This is a genomic window from Curtobacterium sp. UNCCL20, from assembly GCF_900101675.1.
GTDB lineage: Bacteria > Actinomycetota > Actinomycetes > Actinomycetales > Microbacteriaceae > Curtobacterium.
On sequence record NZ_FNKG01000001.1, the window covers coordinates 1,369,770 to 1,389,093 of the forward strand.

General features: G+C 70.3%; 15 protein-coding genes. 7 read left to right on the forward strand and 8 right to left on the reverse strand.

Annotation, left to right across the window (positions count from 1 at the left end; genetic code table 11):
• Positions 1-22 precede the first annotated feature (22 nt).
• Both BLT36_RS06790 and BLT36_RS06795 read right to left on the reverse strand, forming a co-directional pair.
• Positions 23-613 carry a TetR/AcrR family transcriptional regulator gene (locus BLT36_RS06790; RefSeq protein ID WP_092093209.1) on the reverse strand — a complete coding sequence of 197 codons (591 nt, stop codon included), beginning with the start codon at positions 611-613 and terminating at the stop codon, positions 23-25.
• A 91-nt stretch (positions 614-704) separates the two neighbouring features.
• Positions 705-2,885, reverse strand: a complete 2,181-nt coding sequence (locus BLT36_RS06795; protein WP_092093211.1) for an MDR family MFS transporter — start codon at positions 2,883-2,885, stop codon at positions 705-707.
• 96 nt (positions 2,886-2,981) lie between these two features.
• Between BLT36_RS06795 and BLT36_RS18670 the strand changes: the two genes are divergently transcribed.
• The 3 genes from BLT36_RS18670 to BLT36_RS06810 all read left to right on the forward strand — a co-directional run bounded on the left by BLT36_RS18670 (position 2,982) and on the right by BLT36_RS06810 (position 6,913).
• Positions 2,982-3,458: a MarR family winged helix-turn-helix transcriptional regulator gene (locus BLT36_RS18670; RefSeq protein WP_175529520.1), complete on the forward strand. Its 477-nt coding sequence runs from the start codon at positions 2,982-2,984 to the stop codon at positions 3,456-3,458.
• A gap of 114 nt (positions 3,459-3,572) precedes the next feature.
• A complete protein-coding gene (locus BLT36_RS06805) occupies positions 3,573-5,402 on the forward strand; it encodes a DEAD/DEAH box helicase (RefSeq protein ID WP_092093214.1) in 1,830 nt (609 codons plus the stop codon).
• Between the two features lie 167 nt (positions 5,403-5,569).
• A complete protein-coding gene (locus tag BLT36_RS06810; RefSeq protein WP_175529521.1) occupies positions 5,570-6,913 on the forward strand; it encodes a fibronectin type III domain-containing protein in 1,344 nt (447 codons plus the stop codon).
• 57 nt (positions 6,914-6,970) lie between these two features.
• Here the strand turns inward: BLT36_RS06810 and BLT36_RS06815 are convergent, their stop codons facing one another.
• Positions 6,971-7,900, reverse strand: coding sequence for an NAD-dependent epimerase/dehydratase family protein (locus tag BLT36_RS06815; protein WP_092093220.1), 930 nt, complete (start codon positions 7,898-7,900; stop codon positions 6,971-6,973).
• A 145-nt stretch (positions 7,901-8,045) separates the two neighbouring features.
• On the opposite strand from BLT36_RS06815, the gene BLT36_RS06820 reads away from it, so the two are divergent.
• The 4 genes from BLT36_RS06820 to opgC all read left to right on the forward strand — a co-directional run bounded on the left by BLT36_RS06820 (position 8,046) and on the right by opgC (position 14,054).
• On the forward strand, positions 8,046-8,834 hold the full coding sequence (locus BLT36_RS06820) for a TetR/AcrR family transcriptional regulator (RefSeq protein ID WP_092093222.1): 789 nt from the start codon (positions 8,046-8,048) through the stop codon (positions 8,832-8,834).
• Between the two features lie 326 nt (positions 8,835-9,160).
• A complete protein-coding gene (locus BLT36_RS06825; RefSeq protein ID WP_217638283.1) occupies positions 9,161-11,143 on the forward strand; it encodes a glycosyltransferase in 1,983 nt (660 codons plus the stop codon).
• A complete protein-coding gene (locus BLT36_RS06830) occupies positions 11,140-11,553 on the forward strand; it encodes an ATP-binding protein (protein WP_175529522.1) in 414 nt (137 codons plus the stop codon). The genes BLT36_RS06825 and BLT36_RS06830 overlap by 4 nt, the downstream gene beginning before the upstream one ends.
• 8 nt (positions 11,554-11,561) lie before the next feature.
• Complete coding sequence (gene opgC, locus BLT36_RS06835; RefSeq protein ID WP_254787382.1) at positions 11,562-14,054, forward strand: OpgC domain-containing protein; 2,493 nt, start codon at positions 11,562-11,564, stop codon at positions 14,052-14,054.
• 103 nt (positions 14,055-14,157) lie between these two features.
• Here the strand turns inward: opgC and BLT36_RS06840 are convergent, their stop codons facing one another.
• The 5 genes from BLT36_RS06840 to BLT36_RS06860 all read right to left on the reverse strand — a co-directional run bounded on the left by BLT36_RS06840 (position 14,158) and on the right by BLT36_RS06860 (position 19,294).
• Complete coding sequence (locus BLT36_RS06840) at positions 14,158-15,264, reverse strand: Gfo/Idh/MocA family protein (RefSeq protein ID WP_092094425.1); 1,107 nt, start codon at positions 15,262-15,264, stop codon at positions 14,158-14,160.
• 5 nt (positions 15,265-15,269) lie between these two features.
• Entirely contained in the window at positions 15,270-16,079 is an 810-nt protein-coding gene (locus BLT36_RS06845) for a ThuA domain-containing protein (protein ID WP_092093234.1), read from the reverse strand.
• A 91-nt stretch (positions 16,080-16,170) separates the two neighbouring features.
• On the reverse strand, positions 16,171-17,058 hold the full coding sequence (locus BLT36_RS06850) for a carbohydrate ABC transporter permease (RefSeq protein ID WP_092093237.1): 888 nt from the start codon (positions 17,056-17,058) through the stop codon (positions 16,171-16,173).
• Positions 17,055-17,960, reverse strand: coding sequence for a carbohydrate ABC transporter permease (locus BLT36_RS06855; protein WP_254787385.1), 906 nt, complete (start codon positions 17,958-17,960; stop codon positions 17,055-17,057). Before BLT36_RS06855 ends, BLT36_RS06850 begins: the two co-directional genes overlap by 4 nt.
• A gap of 104 nt (positions 17,961-18,064) precedes the next feature.
• Entirely contained in the window at positions 18,065-19,294 is a 1,230-nt protein-coding gene (locus BLT36_RS06860) for a sugar ABC transporter substrate-binding protein (protein WP_092093240.1), read from the reverse strand.
• Positions 19,295-19,324: the final 30 nt, after the last annotated feature.

Sequence of the window (19,324 nt, forward strand, 5' to 3'; positions counted from 1 at the left end):
CACCGGCCACCGCAGCCCAGCCTCAGGCGCCGGCCAGCGCCCCCATCTCGCCGACCACGCCACGCAGGCGGGCGGCGAGCTCCTCGGTGCTCCGCACGGTCTCCCGGTGCGCCACCTCGGACAGCGCCGACATGACGAGCGCGACCGCTGTCCGGGCGGTCTGCTCGTCCGTCCGCGATGCGACGACGGCCAGCATCGACTGCCGCGACTCGGCCATCCACTGCATGACCATCGGGGTCATCTCGGGGCGGAGCACGAGCAGCTCCTTCATCCGGCGGCGGTCCTGCGACAGCGGCACGGTCCGCGCGACGAGCCCGCAGAGGTCGTCGACCAGACGTCCATCGGCCGCTGCGAACCACTCGGCTGCGGCGGGCGGGACCTCGACGGTGTCGAGCCCGAGCGCCGCGTGCGCCTTCGACGTGAAGTAGTTGAAGAAGGTGCGCGGCGACACGTCCGCGTCGGCGCAGATCTGCTCGACGGTGACCCCGTCGAGGCCGTTCGCCGAGACGAGGGTGAGGGCGGCGTCGTGCAGGGCCTGCCTCGTCTGCTGCTTCTTGCGCTCGCGCAGCGTGCACGGCTCCGTTGCCGTGGCCGCTGCCGGTGTGGTGATCACGTGGTCTCCCTGGGTGCAGGTGGTGCGGGTGGTGCTGGTGGTGGATGGGGCGCCCGCCCGGAAAGGGGGCACGGACGGACGCCCCGGTCGGTCACCGACGCTGGGTCGGCGTGGATCCGGTCATCGGACCGGTGAAGGAGCCCGCCTCGGCGGCAGCCATGCCGGCGGACGCTTCGAGTTCGGCCTCGGCGTCCGGCTCGTCCGACGACGACCCGGCGGCGTCGGCACGCTCCTGCAGGGCGGAACGCTGGCGCAGCGGCGGCACCCGGAAGAACCAGGTGAGGACGAAGGCGAGCAGGATGACGCCGAGTCCGACCCAGTAGATCGTCACGGACGAGGCGTTGAAGCCCGCCATGAACGGTCGGGTGAGGCGGCTGTCGGCACCGGTCAGGAACGAGGTGTCGTTCGTGCTGGTGGCGCTGTCGTTCTGCGTGCTGCCGTCGTCGATCTTCTTCGCGAGGTCGGGGGTGAGCTCGTCGACCCAGTACTCCCGCTGCGACGCGTTGGACCAGTCGACCGACACGGTGCCGTCCTGCACGCTGGCGTGCGCCTTGTCCGCGACCTGCTCGAGGGCGGACTGCTCGGCCGCGGGCGTCGTGGCCCGGACCTGCTGGTCGATGGCGGCCTGCGCCGAGGCGGCGGGGAGGGCACCGGCGGCGACCTGCTGCTGCACGGCCGCGGTGACCTGCTGGGTGACGGCGGCGTCGGCGGCCTGCTTCGCCGTCGCCGAGGCGTCGTCGAGCTGCGCCTGCACGGTCTTCGTCAGCGGGGTGACGACGGGCGTCCAGATCTTGTCCATGGCGCCCTGGTTGGCCTTCGCGCTGGCGACGGTCGGGTTGAGCGCGGCGTCGAGCGCCGGGCCGAGGTCCTTCTCGTTCGCGGTGGCGCTGAGGATGTTCGCCGGCATCACCGAGAACAGGATCGACAGCAGGACGGCGGTGCCGAGCGTTCCACCGATCTGGCGGAAGAACGTGGCGGACGACGTCGCGACGCCCATGTCACGCGCTTCGACGGAGCCCTGCGACGCGAGGGTCAGCGACTGCATGACCGACCCGAGCCCGAGGCCGATGAGGAACATGCCGATCATCAGGAACCAGAGCGGCTTGTCGATCGTCATGAACGTCAGGACGACGTAGCCGACGGACACCAGGCCGGTGCCGATCACCGGGAAGATCCGGTAGCGCCCGACGCGGGCGACGATCTGACCGGACGTGATCGAGGCGATCATGAGGCCACCGACGAGGGGCAGGGTCGCGAAGCCGGACTCGGTCGGGGAGAGACCGACGACGATCTGCAGGTAGAGCGGGATGGTCAGCATGGCGCCGAACATCGCGAAGCCGACGAGGAAGCCGATGACGGTCGCCATCGAGAAGGTGCCCGAGCGGAAGAGCTTCAGCGGGATGATCGCCGCGTCGCCCATCTTCGATTCGATGAGCAGCAGGCCGACCAGCCCGACGACGCCGACGACGTAGCAGGCGATGGCGGCGGGGGAGCCCCAGCCCCAGGTGCGGCCCTGCTCGGCGACGAGCAGGAGCGGGACGAGGGTGACGATGACCGCCGTGGCGCCCCACCAGTCGACCTTGGGCTTGTCGGCCTTGTCGTGCACCTTCGGCAGGTGCAGGAACACGATCACCATGATGAGTGCGGCGATGCCGATCGGCACGTTGATGAGGAGCACCCAGCGCCACCCGGTGATCCACAGGATCTCGGAGGTACCGGCGAGCAGACCGCCGATGAGCGGGCCGATCACGGAGGAAATGCCGAACACGGCGAGGAAGTACCCCTGGTACTTGGCGCGCTCGCGCGGGGCGAGGATGTCGCCCATGATCGCCAGCGGCAGCGACATCAGCGCACCCGCACCGATGCCCTGGACGGCGCGGAAGCCGGCGAGCATGAGCATCGAGGTGGACATCGACGACAGGACGGCGCCGAGGATGAAGACGACGATGCCGAAGATGTAGAGGGGGCGCCGACCGAAGATGTCGGAGAGCTTGCCGTAGATCGGCGTCGCGATGGTCGACGTGATGAGGTAGGCCGTGGTGACCCACGCCTGCTGGTCGAGGCCGTGCAGGTCGTCACCGATCGTCCGGATCGCCGTGCCGAACACCGTCTGGCCGAGGGACGACAAGAACATGCCCGCCATCAGGCCGTAGATCACGAGGAGGATCTGGCGGTGGGTCATGAGCGGCTGCTGGCCGGGGGCGCCGGAGGCTGTGGTGGCCTCGGTCGCGTGCCGGCCGTGCTGCACCGTGACGGGTGCGGTGGCGGTCATCGAACTCCTTTTTCGTGCTGTGAAACTTTGCAGACCGCGCAACGCTACATCGATTGCTTCCAGCAAGCAACTAAATGTGCCCACTACGCTGGCAGCGTGACCGACGACCGGGACGACGCCGAACGGCTCCTCCGCGCCCAGCTCGACCGGCTGTGGGTGCGGCAGACCCTCCGCTCCTCGCTCATCGAGTCGCGCGGCGGGCTCGACCCCACGGCGCGCGTGATCCTGCGGGCCGTCGACCACTTCGGCGCCGTCCGCTCGATGGCGATCTCGGACGCGACCGGTCTGTCCCGCCCGGTGATCAGCCGCCGGGTCGCATCGCTCGTCGACTCGGGCTACCTCGGCACGACGCCCGATCCCGCCGACGGACGGGCCAGCCTCGTCTCGATCGCCCCCGCCGGACGGAAGCTGCTCGACACGCTCGACGTCGCCGGAGCCGAGGTCTTCGACGACCTCACGCACGCGTTCGCCACCGGGGAGCTGCACACGCTCGCGGGGCTCCTCGCGCGCCTCAACGACCGTGCCGACGCCGTGCTCGGCATCGGCGCGACCGCGCCGAGCGACCCGGCCTGAGCACGCGGGCGACGGTCGACAGGTGCCCACCGGCAGGCCTGGAGGCGCCGTTCGGGCCCGCCCCGTTCCTGACGTCCGTCACTGCTGACGGCGGAATCGAGATACCGTTTGAGCATGAGCACGGACACCGCCACCACCACTGAGACCCTCGACGACGGGCCAGTGGTGACCTTCGCCGACCTCGGCCTGAGCGATGCTGTGCTCAAGGCCGTCAAGGACATAGGCTACGAGACCCCTTCCGCCATCCAGGAAGCCACCATCCCCACCCTTCTCGCCGGCCGCGACGTCGTCGGCCTCGCGCAGACCGGAACCGGCAAGACCGCGGCGTTCGCGCTGCCGATCCTGTCCCGCATGGAAGCGGGCAGCAAGGTGCCGCAGGCGCTCGTGCTGTCCCCGACCCGCGAGCTCGCCCTGCAGGTCTGCGAGGCGTTCGAGCAGTTCGCGTCGCACATGAAGCACGTGCACGTGCTGCCCGTCTACGGCGGCCAGGCGTACGGCGTGCAGCTGTCCGCCCTGCGCCGCGGTGTCGACGTCGTCGTCGGTACCCCTGGTCGCATCATGGACCACATCGCCAAGGGCACCCTCGACCTGTCCGAGCTGAAGTACCTCGTCCTCGACGAGGCCGACGAGATGCTCAAGATGGGCTTCGCCGAGGACGTCGAGACGATCCTCGCGGAGACCCCGGACGAGAAGCAGGTCGCGCTGTTCTCGGCCACGATGCCGGCGCAGATCCGTCGCATCTCGCAGCAGTACCTGTCCGACCCCGCCGAGATCACCGTCAAGACGAAGACGAAGACCGCGGCCAACATCACGCAGCGCTACCTCATGGTGTCGTACCCGCAGAAGGTCGACGCCCTGACCCGCATCCTCGAGGTCGAGGACTTCGAGGGCATGATCGTCTTCGTCCGCACGAAGAGCGAGACCGAGACCCTCGCCGAGAAGCTCCGTGCCCGTGGCTACGCCGCCGCAGCCATCAGCGGTGACGTCGCACAGGCCCAGCGCGAGCGCACGGTGAACCAGCTGAAGTCCGGCAAGCTCGACATCCTCGTCGCGACCGACGTCGCCGCCCGCGGCCTCGACGTCGACCGCATCACGCACGTCGTGAACTTCGACATCCCCGTCGACATCGAGTCCTACGTGCACCGCATCGGTCGCACCGGTCGCGCCGGCCGCAAGGGCGACTCGATCAGCTTCGTCACCCCGCGTGAGCGCCGCCTGCTCTCGGCGATCGAGCGCCACACCAAGCAGCCGCTCACGCAGATGCAGCTCCCGACGATCGAGGACGTCAACGAGACCCGCCTCACCCGCTTCGACGACGCCATCACCGCGGCGCTCGAGCAGCAGGACCGGATCTCGGCGTTCCGCGACATCATCGCGCACTACGTCGACCACCACGACGTCCCCGCCGACGACGTCGCCGCTGCGCTGGCCGTCGTGGCCCAGGGTGAGGACCCGCTCCTGCTCGACCCGAAGGCGGACGAGCTGCGCAACCGCGTCGACCGTGACGGCCGGGGCAGCGATCGCCGCGACCGCGACGACGACCGCGGCGGCCGTGAGGACCGCGGCCCGCGCCGCTCGCAGCCGATGACCGCCTACCGCATCGAGGTCGGCCGTCGCCACCGGGTCGAACCGCGTCAGATCGTCGGTGCGCTCGCGAACGAGGGCGGTCTCCGCCGCGACGACTTCGGCGCGATCCGCATCCAGCCGGACTTCTCCATCGTCGAGCTGCCGACCGACATGGACCGCGGCGTGCTCGACCGCCTGACGGACACCCGGATCAGCGGGAAGCTCATCGAGATCAAGCCGGACCGCCGTGGTGGCGGTGGCGGTGCTCGTCGCTTCGACCGTGACGACCGTGGGCCCCGTGCGCCGCGCGACGACCGCGGGCCGCGCGCCCCGCGTGAGGACCGCGACGACCGGTCGGAGCGCAAGCCCCGCCACTGAGCCGACCTGCGCGTCCCGCAGCACCCCGCACGGGCGTTGCGGGATGGCGCACGTCGGACTCCTCGGGACCGCACGATCGATCCCGGACGCCCCGCACCCTCCCCGCACGGTGATGTGATACCCGAAGCCGTGGCGCAGGGATCCGCGGAGACGACAGGGGATCGACCGTGTACAAAGCCGTACTCACCGTCGCTGCGGCGGCGGCGCTCGTCATCGGGGGAGTGACGCCAGCAGTGGCCGCACCCCCGTCGAGGCTCCCGGGAGCCCCGACCGCCGTGCAGGTCAGCGGAGCCGGAGACGGCGCGACCCTCACCTGGAACGCACCCCGGGCCGGGGCAGCCGTGACGGGGTGGAAGGTCGAGATCTCGCCGTCCTCCCGGCAGCCGGACCACGGCGTCGACCGCCTGCCCGCGGTCGCCCGCTCCGACCGGTTCGGTGACCTCGTCGCCGGCACCCGGTACTCGCTGACCGTCCGTGCGTCGGGTGCGAAGGGCTGGGGCCCAGCCGTCCACGTCCGCTACGCCGCCCCGCGCTCGACGACCGTCGCGCAGTCGCTCTACGCGCTCGACACCTCCGGGTCCGTCGTGCGGTTCCCGACCTCGGGCACCGGCACGGCGAAGACCGTCGCGGCAGCCGGCACCGGGTTCACTGCCGACGACATCGGTGACGTCTTCGTCCCGTCGGCCGACCGGACCTCGATCCTGCTGTACCCGGCGGGTGGCGGCGCAGCTCGCACCCTCGCGACGGGCCTGCACCTCACCGCCGACCTCCGCTCGGACGTCGCCGGCAACCTGTACTGGATCGACTCGGTGACCGGGAACGTCGACCGACTGCCGGTCAAGGGGAGCGTCGCGCAACCCTGGCTGTCCTTCGGGACCCCGGCGAGCGGGGCCACTGACTCGTACTGGGCCGTCGGTCGTGACGGCACGGTCTCGACGTGGGCCAGCAACCCGGGCGGCGCCTCGGTGAAGACCGCCTCGCCGTCGGGAGTCGTGACCACCCGGGTCGTGACGCCGGGGACGAGCGGCGTGATCGGCTACGTCCGCGCCGTCATCGCCGACGCCCACGGCGACCTCTACTACAGCTGGCAGTCGCCGGGCGCTTCCGGAGCCTTCATCTGGTGGGTCCTGCGTGCCGGCACGACCGTCCCGGTCTCGGCCGAGCCGCGGCTCGCGTTCGAGTACGGCGCGACCAACGGGGAGACGTTCTCGCTCCTGCAGTCCAAGGAGTGGTGCACCAGTCCCGCCGAGTACCGTCCGCCGGGCTGTGGGGTCGACAAGAGCATCGTCGATCTGGTCGTCCGCTCCGCCGGCGGCACGACGGTGACGAAGCACGTGACGGGGCTCACCGCGGGCGACCGCGGTGCGAACGTCGGTGCGTCCGACCGGGCCGGTGACGTGTTCGCGGACATCGCCGGTGGCCCGTCCGCGGGACTCTGGCGGGTGCCCGCCGCTGGCGGGGCTGCGCAGCGGCTCTCGTCGGCGCAGTACTCGTCGCTGCTGGTGGTCTGACAGGACCCACGCACGGACTGGAGGCACGGTGCGGGCTCGCACCGTGCCTCCCGTCCGTCACACGGCGAGCCCGGCCACCGTCCGGCGGCAGACCTCGTCCCACGGCGTCGGCTCCATGCCGAAGAACGCGCGGCTCTCGTGGTCGTCGATCACGTACGGGGCCGTCCACTGGTAGCTCATCTCGGCGATCTCGCGCATCATCGGCACCACGAACCCGACGGTGCGGAACAGCCCCGCCGGAAGCCGACGCACCGTCACGGGCGGCTTCCCCGCTGCGGCCAGCATCTCGGTGAGCGCCTGCCGCTGCGACCGTGCCGCGTTGCTCGGCACCATCCAGGTGCGCCCGTGGGCACGCTCGTCCGCCGCGGACGCGACGAGCATCCGTGCGACGTCGAGCACGTCCGTGAAGCTGTGTGGCAGGTCGGTCCGGCCGACCATCGACACGGCCTTCCCCTGCAGCGCGGCGGGGAGGACGCGCGTGATGTGCCCGTTCTCGCCGATGCCGGGGCCGACGTAGTCCGCGGCGCGGACCTCGACCGTGCTGACCCGGCCGGCTTCGTGCGCGGCGAGGGCATCGGCCCAGAGGCGTGCACGGAGGACGCCCTTGTGGTCGGTCGCGGCGTCCGGGAGTCCGGGGTGCATCGGGCCGTCGACGGGGCCGTACGGGTAGAGGTTGCCGGTGATCGCGTAGACCGCCCCGGTGCGCTCGGCGGCGGTGAGCAGGGACGAGGCGAGTGGCGGCCAGACCTGGTCCCACTGCGTGTAGCTCCCCGGGTTCGCGCAGTTGTAGAGGACCGCGGCGCCCTCGGTCGCCCGGGTGAGCGCGTCGACGTCGGAGGCGTCGAGGGCGACGTGCCCCACTGCCTCCAGGCCGGTGTCGCGACCCGAGCGGGTGGCGACCGTGACGCGTTCGCCGCGCTCGGCGAGGAGGGCGGCGACGTGGCGGCCCACCGGGCCGGCGCCGATGACGACGTGGTGACGGGACATGGGTTCCTGCTTTCCTCGGTGGTGCTGGAGTGTCGACCGCTTTGGAGAGCACCGCTCTCTGAGAGCAGCATGCACCGATCGACCATCGATTGCAAGAGCACTGCTCTCATTTGTGTGCGGTGCTCTCTCATGGCATGGTTGGGGGATGCCACCGACCGCACGCGAGCTCGCCCGAGAGACGGTCCGCGCCGGGATCCTCGCCGCGGCTCGCGCCCGGCTCACCGCCGAGGGGCCGTCCCAGCTGAGCCTCCGCGCGGTCGCCCGCGACGTCGGCCTGGTCTCCTCCGCCGTGTACCGCTACTTCCCGAGTCGCGACGACCTGCTCACCGCACTGCTCATCGCCGACTACGACGAGCTCGGCGCTCGCGTGCAGGCGGCCGACGCCGCAGCCGGTCCGGACGCCGGCAGGCGCTGGGTCGCGGTCTGCCGGGCGATCCGGACGTGGTCGGTCGACCACCCGGGGGACTTCGCGCTGCTGTTCGGCTCGCCCGTTCCCGGGTACGTCGCGCCGCGCGAGACGGTCGAGCCCGCCTCGCGCACGACGCTGACGCTCGTGCGCGTGGTCGCCGACGCGACAGCGGCTCGTGCGGACGCGGCCGGTCCGGCCGGTCCGACCGGTTCGTCCGACCCGGTCGGTTCGTCCGGTTCGTCCGGTTCGTCCGGGAGGCACGGATCACCCACCGCGCCGACGGCGGCTCCCGGGGCGGTCGGCCCGTCGGTCGCCGACGGCGTCCGGTCCCTGCGGGAGTTCGGCTTCGACCTGCCGGAAGAGGTCCTCGTCCGCACCCTGATGGCGTGGACGACGGTGTTCGGGACGGTCTCGTTCGAGCTGTTCGGGCACTTCGTCGGCTCCGTGTCGGACGGCGCGGCGTACTTCGACCAGGTCGTCGCACGACTCGCCGACGACCTCGGGTTCGCGGCGACGTTCGACTGACGGTGGGGACTCGTCCGCGCCACGCTGTGGACGGATCCCGCTCGTCCCCAGATCGGGGCGGGCGGCTGACAGGAGCCCGGTTCCTCCGGTAGACAGGTCCCTACGCCCAGGTCGCACCCGACGACCGGAGCGGACGATCCGAACGCCGGCACCTGGAACCGGCACGGACCGGAACCACCACCTCGGGCGCGCCGTGTCCGGGGGACCGCGCGGATCAGGGAGGCACGCTTGCGAGGCAGGACCTTCGGCGACGCCGCGGACGGCACTGCCGGCGAGGGGGCTCGTCGGTGACCGCGCTCGACCTCAGTCGGCAGGACCACCGGCGGCTGACCACCGGCACCGCACGCCGCCGTCTCGTCGCCGTGCGGACCGTCGCCCTGCTCGCCTCCGTCGCCGGCGTGAACTACATCGTCTGGCGCTGGGCCGCCTCGGTGAACTGGCACTCGTGGTGGATCGCGGTGCCGCTCATCCTCGCCGAGACGTACAGCGTCATCGACTCACTGCTGTTCGCGTTCGGGGCGTGGAGGCTCCGCGAACGCGGTGAGCCACCGACGAAGCCCTCGTCCGACGTCACCGTCGACGTCTTCATCACGACCTACAACGAGCCCGTCGAACTCGTCGTCCGGACCGCACGCGCGGCGAAGGCGATCACGCACCCGCACAGCACCTGGATCCTCGACGACGGCAACCGCCCGGAGATGCGGGCGGCGGCCGAGTCGCTCGGCATCGGCGTGATCACCCGCGGCGCCGACTGGGTCGACCGTCCCCGGCACGCCAAGGCCGGCAACCTCAACAACGCCCTCCTCTCGACGCAGGGTGAGTTCCTGCTCATCCTCGACGCCGACCAGGTGCCGGATCCGTCGATCCTCGACCGCACCCTCGGGTACTTCAAGGACCCCCGGATGGCCCTCGTGCAGACGCCGCAGTGGTTCGAGAACGTGCCCGAGGCGGACCCGCTCGGCAGCCAGGCCCCGCTCTTCTACGGCCCCATCCAGCAGTCGAAGGACGGCTGGAACGCCGCGTTCTTCTGCGGCTCGAACGCCATCCTCCGGCGCGAGGCGCTGATGCAGCTCGGCGTGACCCGCTACGTGCGCGAGGTCGAGGCCTCCGTCGCCCGGACCCTGAAGACCTCGCGGAAGCTCCTCGCTCGGTCGCGCGAGACCGAGACCGACCCGCGGGTGCTCGGCGCGCTCGACGAGGCCGAGGCCGTCATCGACCGCGCACGCGACCAGGTGCAGCGGGGCGAACCACTCGGTGACGTCACGTACGACTTCCAACGCGGGATCGACGCCATCGCCTTCCGGTTCGCCGCGTCCGACCTCGAAGCCGTCCGGAACGACCTGCAGGAACTCGCGGCGATGTCGACCGACGCCAACACCTTCGCCGGGCTCGACGACGCCGCGCTCGACGTGCTCGGGAAACGTGACGCCTCGCCGGTCGCCGCGATCGAGTCCATCGCCGTGCTGGCCCGCGCGCTCGACGTGAACCGTGACGACGAGGCCCAGCCGATCATGCCGTTGGCGACGATCTCGGTCACCGAGGACATGGCGACCGCGATGCGCCTGCACGGACTCGGCTGGAAGTCCGCCTACCACGACGAGATCCTCGCGACGGGCCTCGCGCCCGAGGACCTGCCGACCATGCTCGTGCAGCGGCTCCGCTGGGCGCAGGGCACCATGCAGGTGTTCTTCCGCGAGAACCCGCTCGTGCAGAAGGGCCTGTCGTGGGGGCAGCGCCTCATGTACTTCTCGACGATGTGGAGCTACCTGTCCGGGTTCGCCGCGATCGTCTACATCGCGGCCCCGGTGCTCTGCCTGTCGTTCGGCGTCGTCCCCGTCCAGGCGTACAGCGTCGACTTCTTCGCCCGGCTCATCCCGTTCCTGGTGCTCAACCAGCTGCTGTTCTGGGTGGTGGCCGCCGGCAGACCGACATGGCGCGGGCAGCAGTACTCGCTCGCGCTCTTCCCGGTGTGGATCGAGTCGGTCACCAGCGCGTTCGCGAACGTGTTCCGGGGCAAGCCGCTCGGCTTCCGGGTCACCCCGAAAGTCCGTGACGAGTCCGAGCAGAAGCCACGGTGGGACCTCGTCAAGCCGCAGCTCATCGCGATGGGGGCACTGGTCGCCGCACTCGTGCTCATCGGGATCCGCTACCTGACCGGCCAGGCCTCCGGCATCGCCCCGCTCGTCAACACCGCGTGGGTCGTCTTCGACCTCTGCATCTTCAGCATCGTGATCCGTGCCGTCCGCTACCGGGGGCCCGGAACCGTCCAGTCCGAACACGAGTCCAGCACCGCCGGAGGACCCCTGTGAGCAGCGCCCGCACCCAGTTCGACGTCCCCGCGGTCGTTGCGTCCCTCGACACCGTGCAGGACCGCTTCGGCCAGTGGTGGGACACCCTCGGGATCGACGACGTGCGGCTCCGGTTCGGCCTCGAGACCGCGGTCGCCGAGATCGCGGCGAACATCGTCGAGCACACCCGTCGCACCGACCAGCAGGCGGGTCGGCGCTACACCGTGCAGCTCGACGCCACCGATCGTGAGCTCGTCGCGGTCCTCACCGACAATGGTCTGCCGGCCGACGTCGACCTCGCCGCGGTCACCATGGCCGACGTCGACGAGGAGTCCGGGCGGGGGTTGGCGCTCGCCATCGCCGCCCTGGACCGGCTCGAGCACCAGCACGCGGGTGGGCACAACATCTGGACGCTGGCGTGCACTCGATGAGGTCCCTGGTGGCCCGCGTGGTCGCCTTCCTCGTGGTGATCGGCACGCTCCTGCTCGGCGGTGCGCTCCCCGCGTCGGCCGTGCAGGCGTCGACCGCAGCCGCCGTGGCCCCGGCCTCGGGGACGACGTGGTTCGGTCCGGACCTCGACTGGGGTGACGACGCCCCCGACGGGTACGCCGGCCGGCTCGGCGCCACCCCGTCGATGTACGGCGTCGACGTCGACTACCCCCTCACCGGCAGTGCGCGGAAGGAACTCCTCCGCGCGACGCGGGCAGCGGCGGCCCAGGGGGCGGTCCTGGTCGTGAGCCTCGACCCGGCCCGGTCCCTCCGCTCCCTCGACTCCGCGGACGCCCGGTCCGCGAACGCCCTCTTCGAGGAGGTCCACGAGCAGTACGACACCCAGGTGCTCGTGCGGTTCGCCCCGCAGATGAACGGCACGTGGGTGCGGTGGGGTCAGCAGCCGACGCAGTACGTCAAGGCGTTCCGAGCCCTCGCCACGGCGGTGCACGGCGGCAGCTCCGGCGCCCTGATGGTCTGGTCGCCCTCGTACGGCGCCGGGTACCCGTTCGGTGAGTCCGCGGGGCGCCTGCAGGACCTGTCCGCGACCGACGTGGCGAAGCTCGACACGAACGGTGACGGAGCGCTGACCGCGGCGGACGACCCCTACGAGCCGTACTGGCCGGGCGACTCGGCGGTCGACTGGGTCGGGCTGTCGATGTACTCGTTCGGCAAGGGCAAGGCGACCGAGGCAGCGGGCCGCGACGTGCCGCTCACCCGGAACGACGTCCCCGACGCCGGCGAGGTCGACGCACGCTTCGACGAACGGTGGGGCTACGAGCAGCCGCAGCCGGGGAACTTCTACGACCGGTTCGCCGCCGCGGACGACCGCCCGATGCTCCTCGACACCGGCGCGCTGTACGTCCACTCGCTGCGGGGCGACGCCGAACTGTCCGTCAAGCAGGGCTGGTGGCGGCAGGTCCTCGGCGCCGTGCAGGACCGACCGCTCATCCGGGGTGTCACGTTCCTCGAGACGAACCGGCGCGAACCCGAAGCAGGTGGACGGGTCGCCGACTGGCGCGACACGGCGGTGCCGGGCATCGCCGGCTCGTTGCGCACCGACCTCGAGCAGGCGGGGCACTTCGTGTTCGGTCCGGTGACCGACCGGGTGACGCCCCAGGCCGGTGCCGCGGCGACCGACCAGCAGTACGACACCGGCGGCGACCAGATGGCGTGGATCGTCTGGTGCGCGGTGGGCCTGGCGATCGTGTTCCTGCTGAGCGGGGTGTTCGGCCGACTGCTGCCGAGCTGGCGGTACCCGGACGACGGCAAACCCGGCCGTGACCTCCGGCTCGACCTGTTCCGCGGCTTCATCATCCTCGCGGTGGTGATCACCCACATCGAGATCGGCGGCCCGTACTCGTACATCACGCTGCACGCCGTCGGGGCGATCACCGGCGCCGAGATGTTCGTGTTCCTGTCCGGCATGGTCCTCGGCATGACGTACCCGTTCGCCATCAAGAAGTTCGGCGAGTGGGCGGCTGCGGTCGGGGCGTGGAAGCGGGCGCGCAAGCAGTACCTCGTCACGCTCGGGGTGATCCTCGTCGTCTTCGCGCTGAGCTTCGTCCCGTTCCTGAACACCGACGCGATCACGACCTTCACCGACCGGGGTACCGGCACCGGCGGCGTCGGTGCCGAGGGTCGTGTCTACGACCTCTACCCGAACGCGATGCAGCTGCTGGCCTACCCGCCGCCCTGGTACGCCATCCGGCAGTTCCTGCTGCTCGAGATGGGACCGTGGCCGTTCAACATCATGGGCCTCTTCGTGGTGCTGAGCCTGTTCATCCCGGTGTTCATGTGGGTGATCCGCCGCGGCTTCTGGTGGGCGCTCCTCGTCGTCAGCTGGGCGCTGTACGTCTTCCAGGCGGTCAACCCCGACTTCCGGCCGCTGAACTCGCAGTTCGAGTCGGTCTTCCCGCTGCTCACCTGGCAGGTCGTGTTCACGCACGGGCTCGTGCTCGGGTACTACCGGCGGCAGATCATCGGCGCGCTCACCGGGCGGCTCGGCAAGGTGCTGATCGGCATCGGGATCGGCGGGTACGCGCTGTTCCTCGTGTACGTGTGGGCCGGCAACCAGTTCGGGTTCGTGCCGGCGCCGTTCCCCGCGTCGATGTACGACCAGCTGTACAACACGGCGTACCAGCGCGTCGACCTGCAGTGGGGCCGCCTGGTCGACATCGCGTTCTTCGCGATCGTGTCGTACGCGATCCTGACGGTGTTCTGGAAACCGATCGCGACGGTGATCGGCTGGCTCTGGATCCCGATCGGGCAGGCCAGTCTCTACGTGTTCGTCTGGCAGGTGTTCTTCGCGCTCGCGATCGCGTCGATCCCCGGCCTCGACTGGGGCAACCCCTGGATCGGCTTCGCGACCCACAGCCTGCTGATCCTCCTCGCCTGGTACATGGTGCGGAAGAAGTTCCTCTTCGCGGTCATCCCGCGCTGACGCGCGACGGGATGCGATCGCACCACGTGCGGTGGACCGACCGGAACGGACTGGAGGCGCGGTGCCAGCTGGCACCGCGCCTCCAGTCCGTCACCTGGTCGCGTCAGCCGAGGGCGGCCGCATCCGGCGAACCGGTCGCGAGCGCACCACGGACCGATTCCCACGACGCGAGCCGCTCGCGGATCGCGTCGTCCCGCTCGGCCTCGAGTGCCGCCGCGTGTGCCTGTTCGAGCACCTCGTCGATGACGATCCGGTGACCCGACCGGGCGGACGCGATCGCGGCGTCGACCATCGTGAGGCTCATCACGTTGCCGTGCACCTCGCCGTCCGGGGTCTCACCGGACCGGACCGCGCGGACGAACGACGCGAGCGAACCGGCGATCTCGTTGCCGACGCTCGGAGCCGTCTCCGGGCTGCCGGGGGTGCCGTCCAGGTCGCTCCACGGGTCGTGGTCGCCGTCCCAGAGCGCGGTGCCCGCCGCTCCGGAGGCGCGCCAGTCGCCGTTCCAGGACGTCTCCGCGCCCGGGGCGCACCACGAGCCGTCGTAGACGTACCGGACGTCGTCCTCGAACGCGAAGACCGCGGCCGCGGCGGCGTCGCCGCGGTACCAGGACCACGACGGGTTCCACGACTCGCAGTACACCGAGACCGGGTCCCGCTCGAGCACGTACCGCGCGGAGTCGAACGCGTGGATCGCCATGTCGAGCAGCAGGACGTCGTCCATCTCCTCGCGGAAGCCACCGAAGTGCGGGGCCTTCGCGAAGCGCGTGCTGAGGCCGCCCACGGCACCGAGGGAGCGGACGTGCTGCCGGAACGCGACGAGCTGGTCGTTGTACCGGCGGGACTGCGACACCATGAACAGCTTGCCGGTGGCCTCGGCTGCGGCGGCCAGGGCGAGCGCCTCGGCGACCGTCTGCGCTGCCGGCTTCTCGCCGAGGACCGGGAGCCCGGCACGGAGGGCCTGGAGCGTGACCGGGTGGTGCGCGACGGGCACGGTGATGTCGAGCACGGCCTCGGCGCCCGTCTCGGCGGCGAGGATCGTCAGGTCGGTGCCGACCGGGATCCCGGGATCGCCCGCGACGGCGGCTCCGGCCCGGGCAGCATCGAGGTCCAGGTCGACGATGCCGACCAGTTCGACGTCCGGATCGGCGGCAACCGTGCTGAGCCAGGCGCGGCCCATCCCGCCCGCGCCGACCTGGAGGACGCGCAGCGCGCTCAAGCGGACACCTCCGCGTCCTCGACCGGGGCGTCGTCGAACGGGCCGCGGTAGTGCTGCCCGTCGAAGTACTCGCCGAGGTCGTAGCGGCGGAGCGTCGGGATCTCCCGCTCGCGCTCCGGTCGCGCCCACTCGGTGGCGTTCGCGATCACACGCCGGACGTCCTTGTGGTGGTACACGGGGAAGTCCTGGTCGCCCGGGGAGAAGTAGAAGATCTTCCCGAGGCCGCGGCGGTACGTCATGCCGCTCCGGAAGACCTCGCCGCCGGTGAAGCCCGAGATGAAGACGAGCTCGTCGGGGGTGGGGACGTCGAAGTACTCGCCGTACATCTCCTGCTCGGGGATGACGATCGGGTTCGGGACGCCGCGCGTGATGGGGTGCTGCGGGTTCACGGTCCAGACGAGCTCCTGGTCGTGCTCGCTGCGCCAGCGGAGGGTGCAGGTGGTGCCCATCAGCTTCCCGAAGATCTTCGACCAGTGGCCCGAGTGCAGCACCAGGAGCCCCATCCCCGAGAGGACGTGCTTGTGCACCCGGTCGACGACCGCGTCGTCGACGTCCTGGTGTGCCGCGTGGCCCCACCAGGTGAGCACGTCGGTCTGGCTGAGGACCTCGTCGGTGAGGCCGTGCTCGGGTTCCTGCATCGTCGCGGTGCGGACGACGGCGTCCGGGAGGTTCTCGCGGATGCCGTCGGCGATGGCACCGTGCATGCCGTCGGGGTAGCGGTCCGCCACGTGCTGCTCGACCTGCTCGTGGACGTTCTCGCCCCAGACGGTGATGCGGAGCGGGGTGGTGGAGGTGGTGTCGGTCATGTCGTTCGTTCTTCTTCCCTGACGAGGGTGGTTCGTGGATGGCGTACCCGCGCGGGGCGCCTCGGCGGCCCGTGCGGCTCGGGGACGGCGGTCACTTGACCGCGCCGCCGAGCGCGCCGGCGGAGATGTACTTCTGGGCGAAGACCAGCAGGACGGCCGCAGGCAGGGATGCCAGGACCGAGGTGGCCATGACGGGTCCCCAGTCGGTGACGTTCGAGCCGATGTAGTTGTAGATGCCGAGCGTGATCGGTCGGACGGCGGTCGTCGACGTCAGGGTCAGCGCGATGAGGAAGTCGCCCCAGGCACCGAGGAACGTGAACAGCGCCGCGGTGACGATGGCGTTCCGGCTGATCGGGACGACGATCGACACGAAGGCGCGGAAGTCGCTGGCGCCGTCGACGAGTGCGGCTTCCACCAGGCTCGGCGGGATCGACTCCATGAACGCCCGCATGAGCAGGATCGCGAAGGGGACCTGGACGGCGCTGTCCGCCAGGATCAGGCCGACGTAGCTGTTCAGCAGCCCGACGTTGTTGAACAGCGTGTAGAGCGCGTTCGCGATAACGATCGCCGGGATCATCTGGGTGATGAGCAGCACGAGCAGGAACACCCGTGTGCCGCGCATCCGGAAGCGGGCCAGGCCGTAGGCAGCCGGCGTGGCGACGACGAGCGTCAGCACGACCGTGCCGAGTCCGATGATCATGCTGGAGACGAAGTTCTGTCCCTGCTGCGCGAACGCCGCCTGGTAGCCGGCGAAGGTCGGGTTCCAGGGGAACCACGTCGCCGTGGCCGCTCCGGACGTGGCTTGCAGGCTCGTGTTCACCATCCAGTAGACGGGGAACACCATGATCGCCAGGAAGACGATGCCGAGGATCGTGAACGGGATGCCCTTCACCCCGCGAGGACGCCGCGGCTGTGACGTCCGCTTGGTCGTGATCGCTCGAGTGGCGGTCACGGTCTGGTTCGCGAGTCCGACGCTCATTCGTCGACCGCCTTCCGGGAGATGGCGATGTAGACCATCGCGAAGACGAACGAGACGACGATGAGGACGTTACTCACCGCGGCACCGATGCCGAACTGGAAGTTGATGAACGACTGGTGGTAGGCGTTCGTCGCGAGGGTCTGGGTGGAGTTCGCGGGTCCGCCACCGGTGAGGCCGAGGATGATGTCCACGACCTTCAGCGTGTAGACCACCCCGAGCACGACCACGACGCTGACCACCGACCGGATGCTCGGCCACGTGATGTACCAGAACGCCTTGAAGCCCGTGGCACCGTCGAGCGCCCCGGCTTCGTAGAGTTCCGGCGGCACCGACTGCAGCCCGCTGTAGAGGATCGTCGTGTTGAAGGGGATGCCGAGCCAGACGTTCACGCCGATGACCGCGATGAGCGCCAGGCTCGGGCTGACGAGCCACGGCACGGGGGCGATCCCGACCAGGCCGAGCAGCTGGTTCAGTGCGCCGCTGTCCTGGTCGAGCAGCCACTTCCACACCGCGCTCGAGGCGATGAGGGGCAGCAGCCACGGCAGGAGCAGCAGTCCGCGCAGGAAGCCCGACAGCGGGAAGTGCCGCCGGAAGAACAGCGCGAGGCTCAGCCCGATCACGAACTGCAGGACGATCGAGCCGGCGGTGAACAGTGCCGTGTTCACGAGGCTCGTCGTGAACACCGCGCTCTGGAACACCTGGATGTAGTTGCCGAGGCCCACCCAGGGGGCCTCGCCCGTGAAGAACGTCGCGGTCGTGTAGTCCTGGAAGGACATGATGATGTTCTTCACGACGGGGTAGCCGAAGAAGACGGCCACGAAGACCGCTGCCGGCACCACGAAGAGCCATCGTGTCAGGCCGGATCGGAACCGGGCACGTCGCTGCCCGGGTCGGGGGGTCACCGCGGGCAACGTCGCCCGTGGTCGTGTCTGTGTCGAGGCGCTCACGCCGGGGGTCCTTTCCTCCACGCCGGAGGGAGCCGGCCGGGCGGCCGGCTCCCGGACTGCTACTGCTCTTGCGACTGCGCCTGCTTGAGCGCGGCTTCGGGGCTGGCCTTGCCGGTGAGGGCGAGCTGGACGGCGGTGTAGATCTTCGTGGCGGCCTTGGGCCAGTCGGGGCCGAGCTCACCCGTGCGCGCGCGAGCGGTCTGCACTGTGGTCACGAAGGACGCGACCTGGGGGTGGTCCTTCGCCCACGCGGCGCCGGCCTCGATGTTGGTCGGGACGTTACCGGTGACGCCGGCGATGACCTTCTGCATCTTGACGCTGTTGAGGCATCCGACGAACTTGCCGGCGAGCTGCATCTTCGCCTTGTCGCCGGTCTGCGGGACGGTGAAGGCCTCGCCACCGAGCGGGGCGACGGTCTCGGACCCGGTGCGGGTCGGGATCGGAACGCTGTCGAACTCGAGGCTCTTCTTGGCGTTGAGCGCTGGCAGCTGCCACGGGCCGTTGATCATCATCGCGGCCTTGCCGGCGAGGAACTGGTTGTTGACGTCAGCCTGGGCCCAGTTGATCGAGCTCTTCGACATCGAGCCGTCGTTCTGCAGGGACTCGACGAACTGCAGGGCCTGGGTCGCCTCCGGGGTGGCGATGTCCTTCTCGTCGCCGCCGTTCGACCAGAACATGGGCAGGAACTGCCAGGTGCCCTCGTAGGTGTTGATGTTGCTCATCGCGAACCCGTAGGTCGACCCGCTGGTGAGCTTCTTCGCGGCGGCCTGCAACTCGTCCCAGGTCTTGGGCGGCTGGACGCCCGCGGCCGAGAGCAGCTTCTTGTTGTAGTACAGGGCGATCGAGTTGGTGGCTGGCTGGAGCCCGTAGAGCTTGCCCTTGTAGGTGTTCGCCGCCTTGACGCCGGGCACGTCGCCGGAGGCGCTCAGGCCGTAGGACGACAGGTCGGAGAGTGCGCCGGACGAGGCGATCTGCTGGACGTCCGGGTTGTCGAGCATGAGCACGTCGGGGAGCGTCTTCGACGATGCCTGCTGCAGCACCTTCGCGATGAGGCCGGCGCCGGCGACGTGGTTGATGGTCAGCTTCGCGCCGACGTCCGTCGCGCACTGCTTGTAGATCGGGTTGTAGTTGGCCGCGTAGTAGTCCTCGATCGTGAGGGTCTTCGAGCCGGTGGAGGCGGAACCGGAACCGGAGCACCCGGTGAGGACCAACGGGATCGTGGCGACGACGGCGACGGCGCCGACGAGTGCGCGGATCCGGCGCGACGGGGAAGTGAACTTGTGCTTCATTGCAGAGCTCTTCTCTTGACGGATGCTGGG

Bases quoted from the DNA above. Each gene is read 5' to 3' on its own strand.
- BLT36_RS06845 (WP_092093234.1), bottom strand. From the start codon at position 16,079: ATGACCGACACCACCTCCACCACCCCGCTCCGCATCACCGTCTGGGGC.
- BLT36_RS06820 (WP_092093222.1), top strand. From the start codon at position 8,046: ATGCCACCGACCGCACGCGAGCTCGCCCGAGAGACGGTCCGCGCCGGG.
- BLT36_RS06860 (WP_092093240.1), bottom strand. From the start codon at position 19,294: ATGAAGCACAAGTTCACTTCCCCGTCGCGCCGGATCCGCGCACTCGTC.
- BLT36_RS06795 (WP_092093211.1), bottom strand. From the start codon at position 2,885: ATGACCGCCACCGCACCCGTCACGGTGCAGCACGGCCGGCACGCGACC.
- BLT36_RS06805 (WP_092093214.1), top strand. From the start codon at position 3,573: ATGAGCACGGACACCGCCACCACCACTGAGACCCTCGACGACGGGCCA.
- BLT36_RS06850 (WP_092093237.1), bottom strand. From the start codon at position 17,058: ATGAGCGTCGGACTCGCGAACCAGACCGTGACCGCCACTCGAGCGATC.
- BLT36_RS06815 (WP_092093220.1), bottom strand. From the start codon at position 7,900: ATGTCCCGTCACCACGTCGTCATCGGCGCCGGCCCGGTGGGCCGCCAC.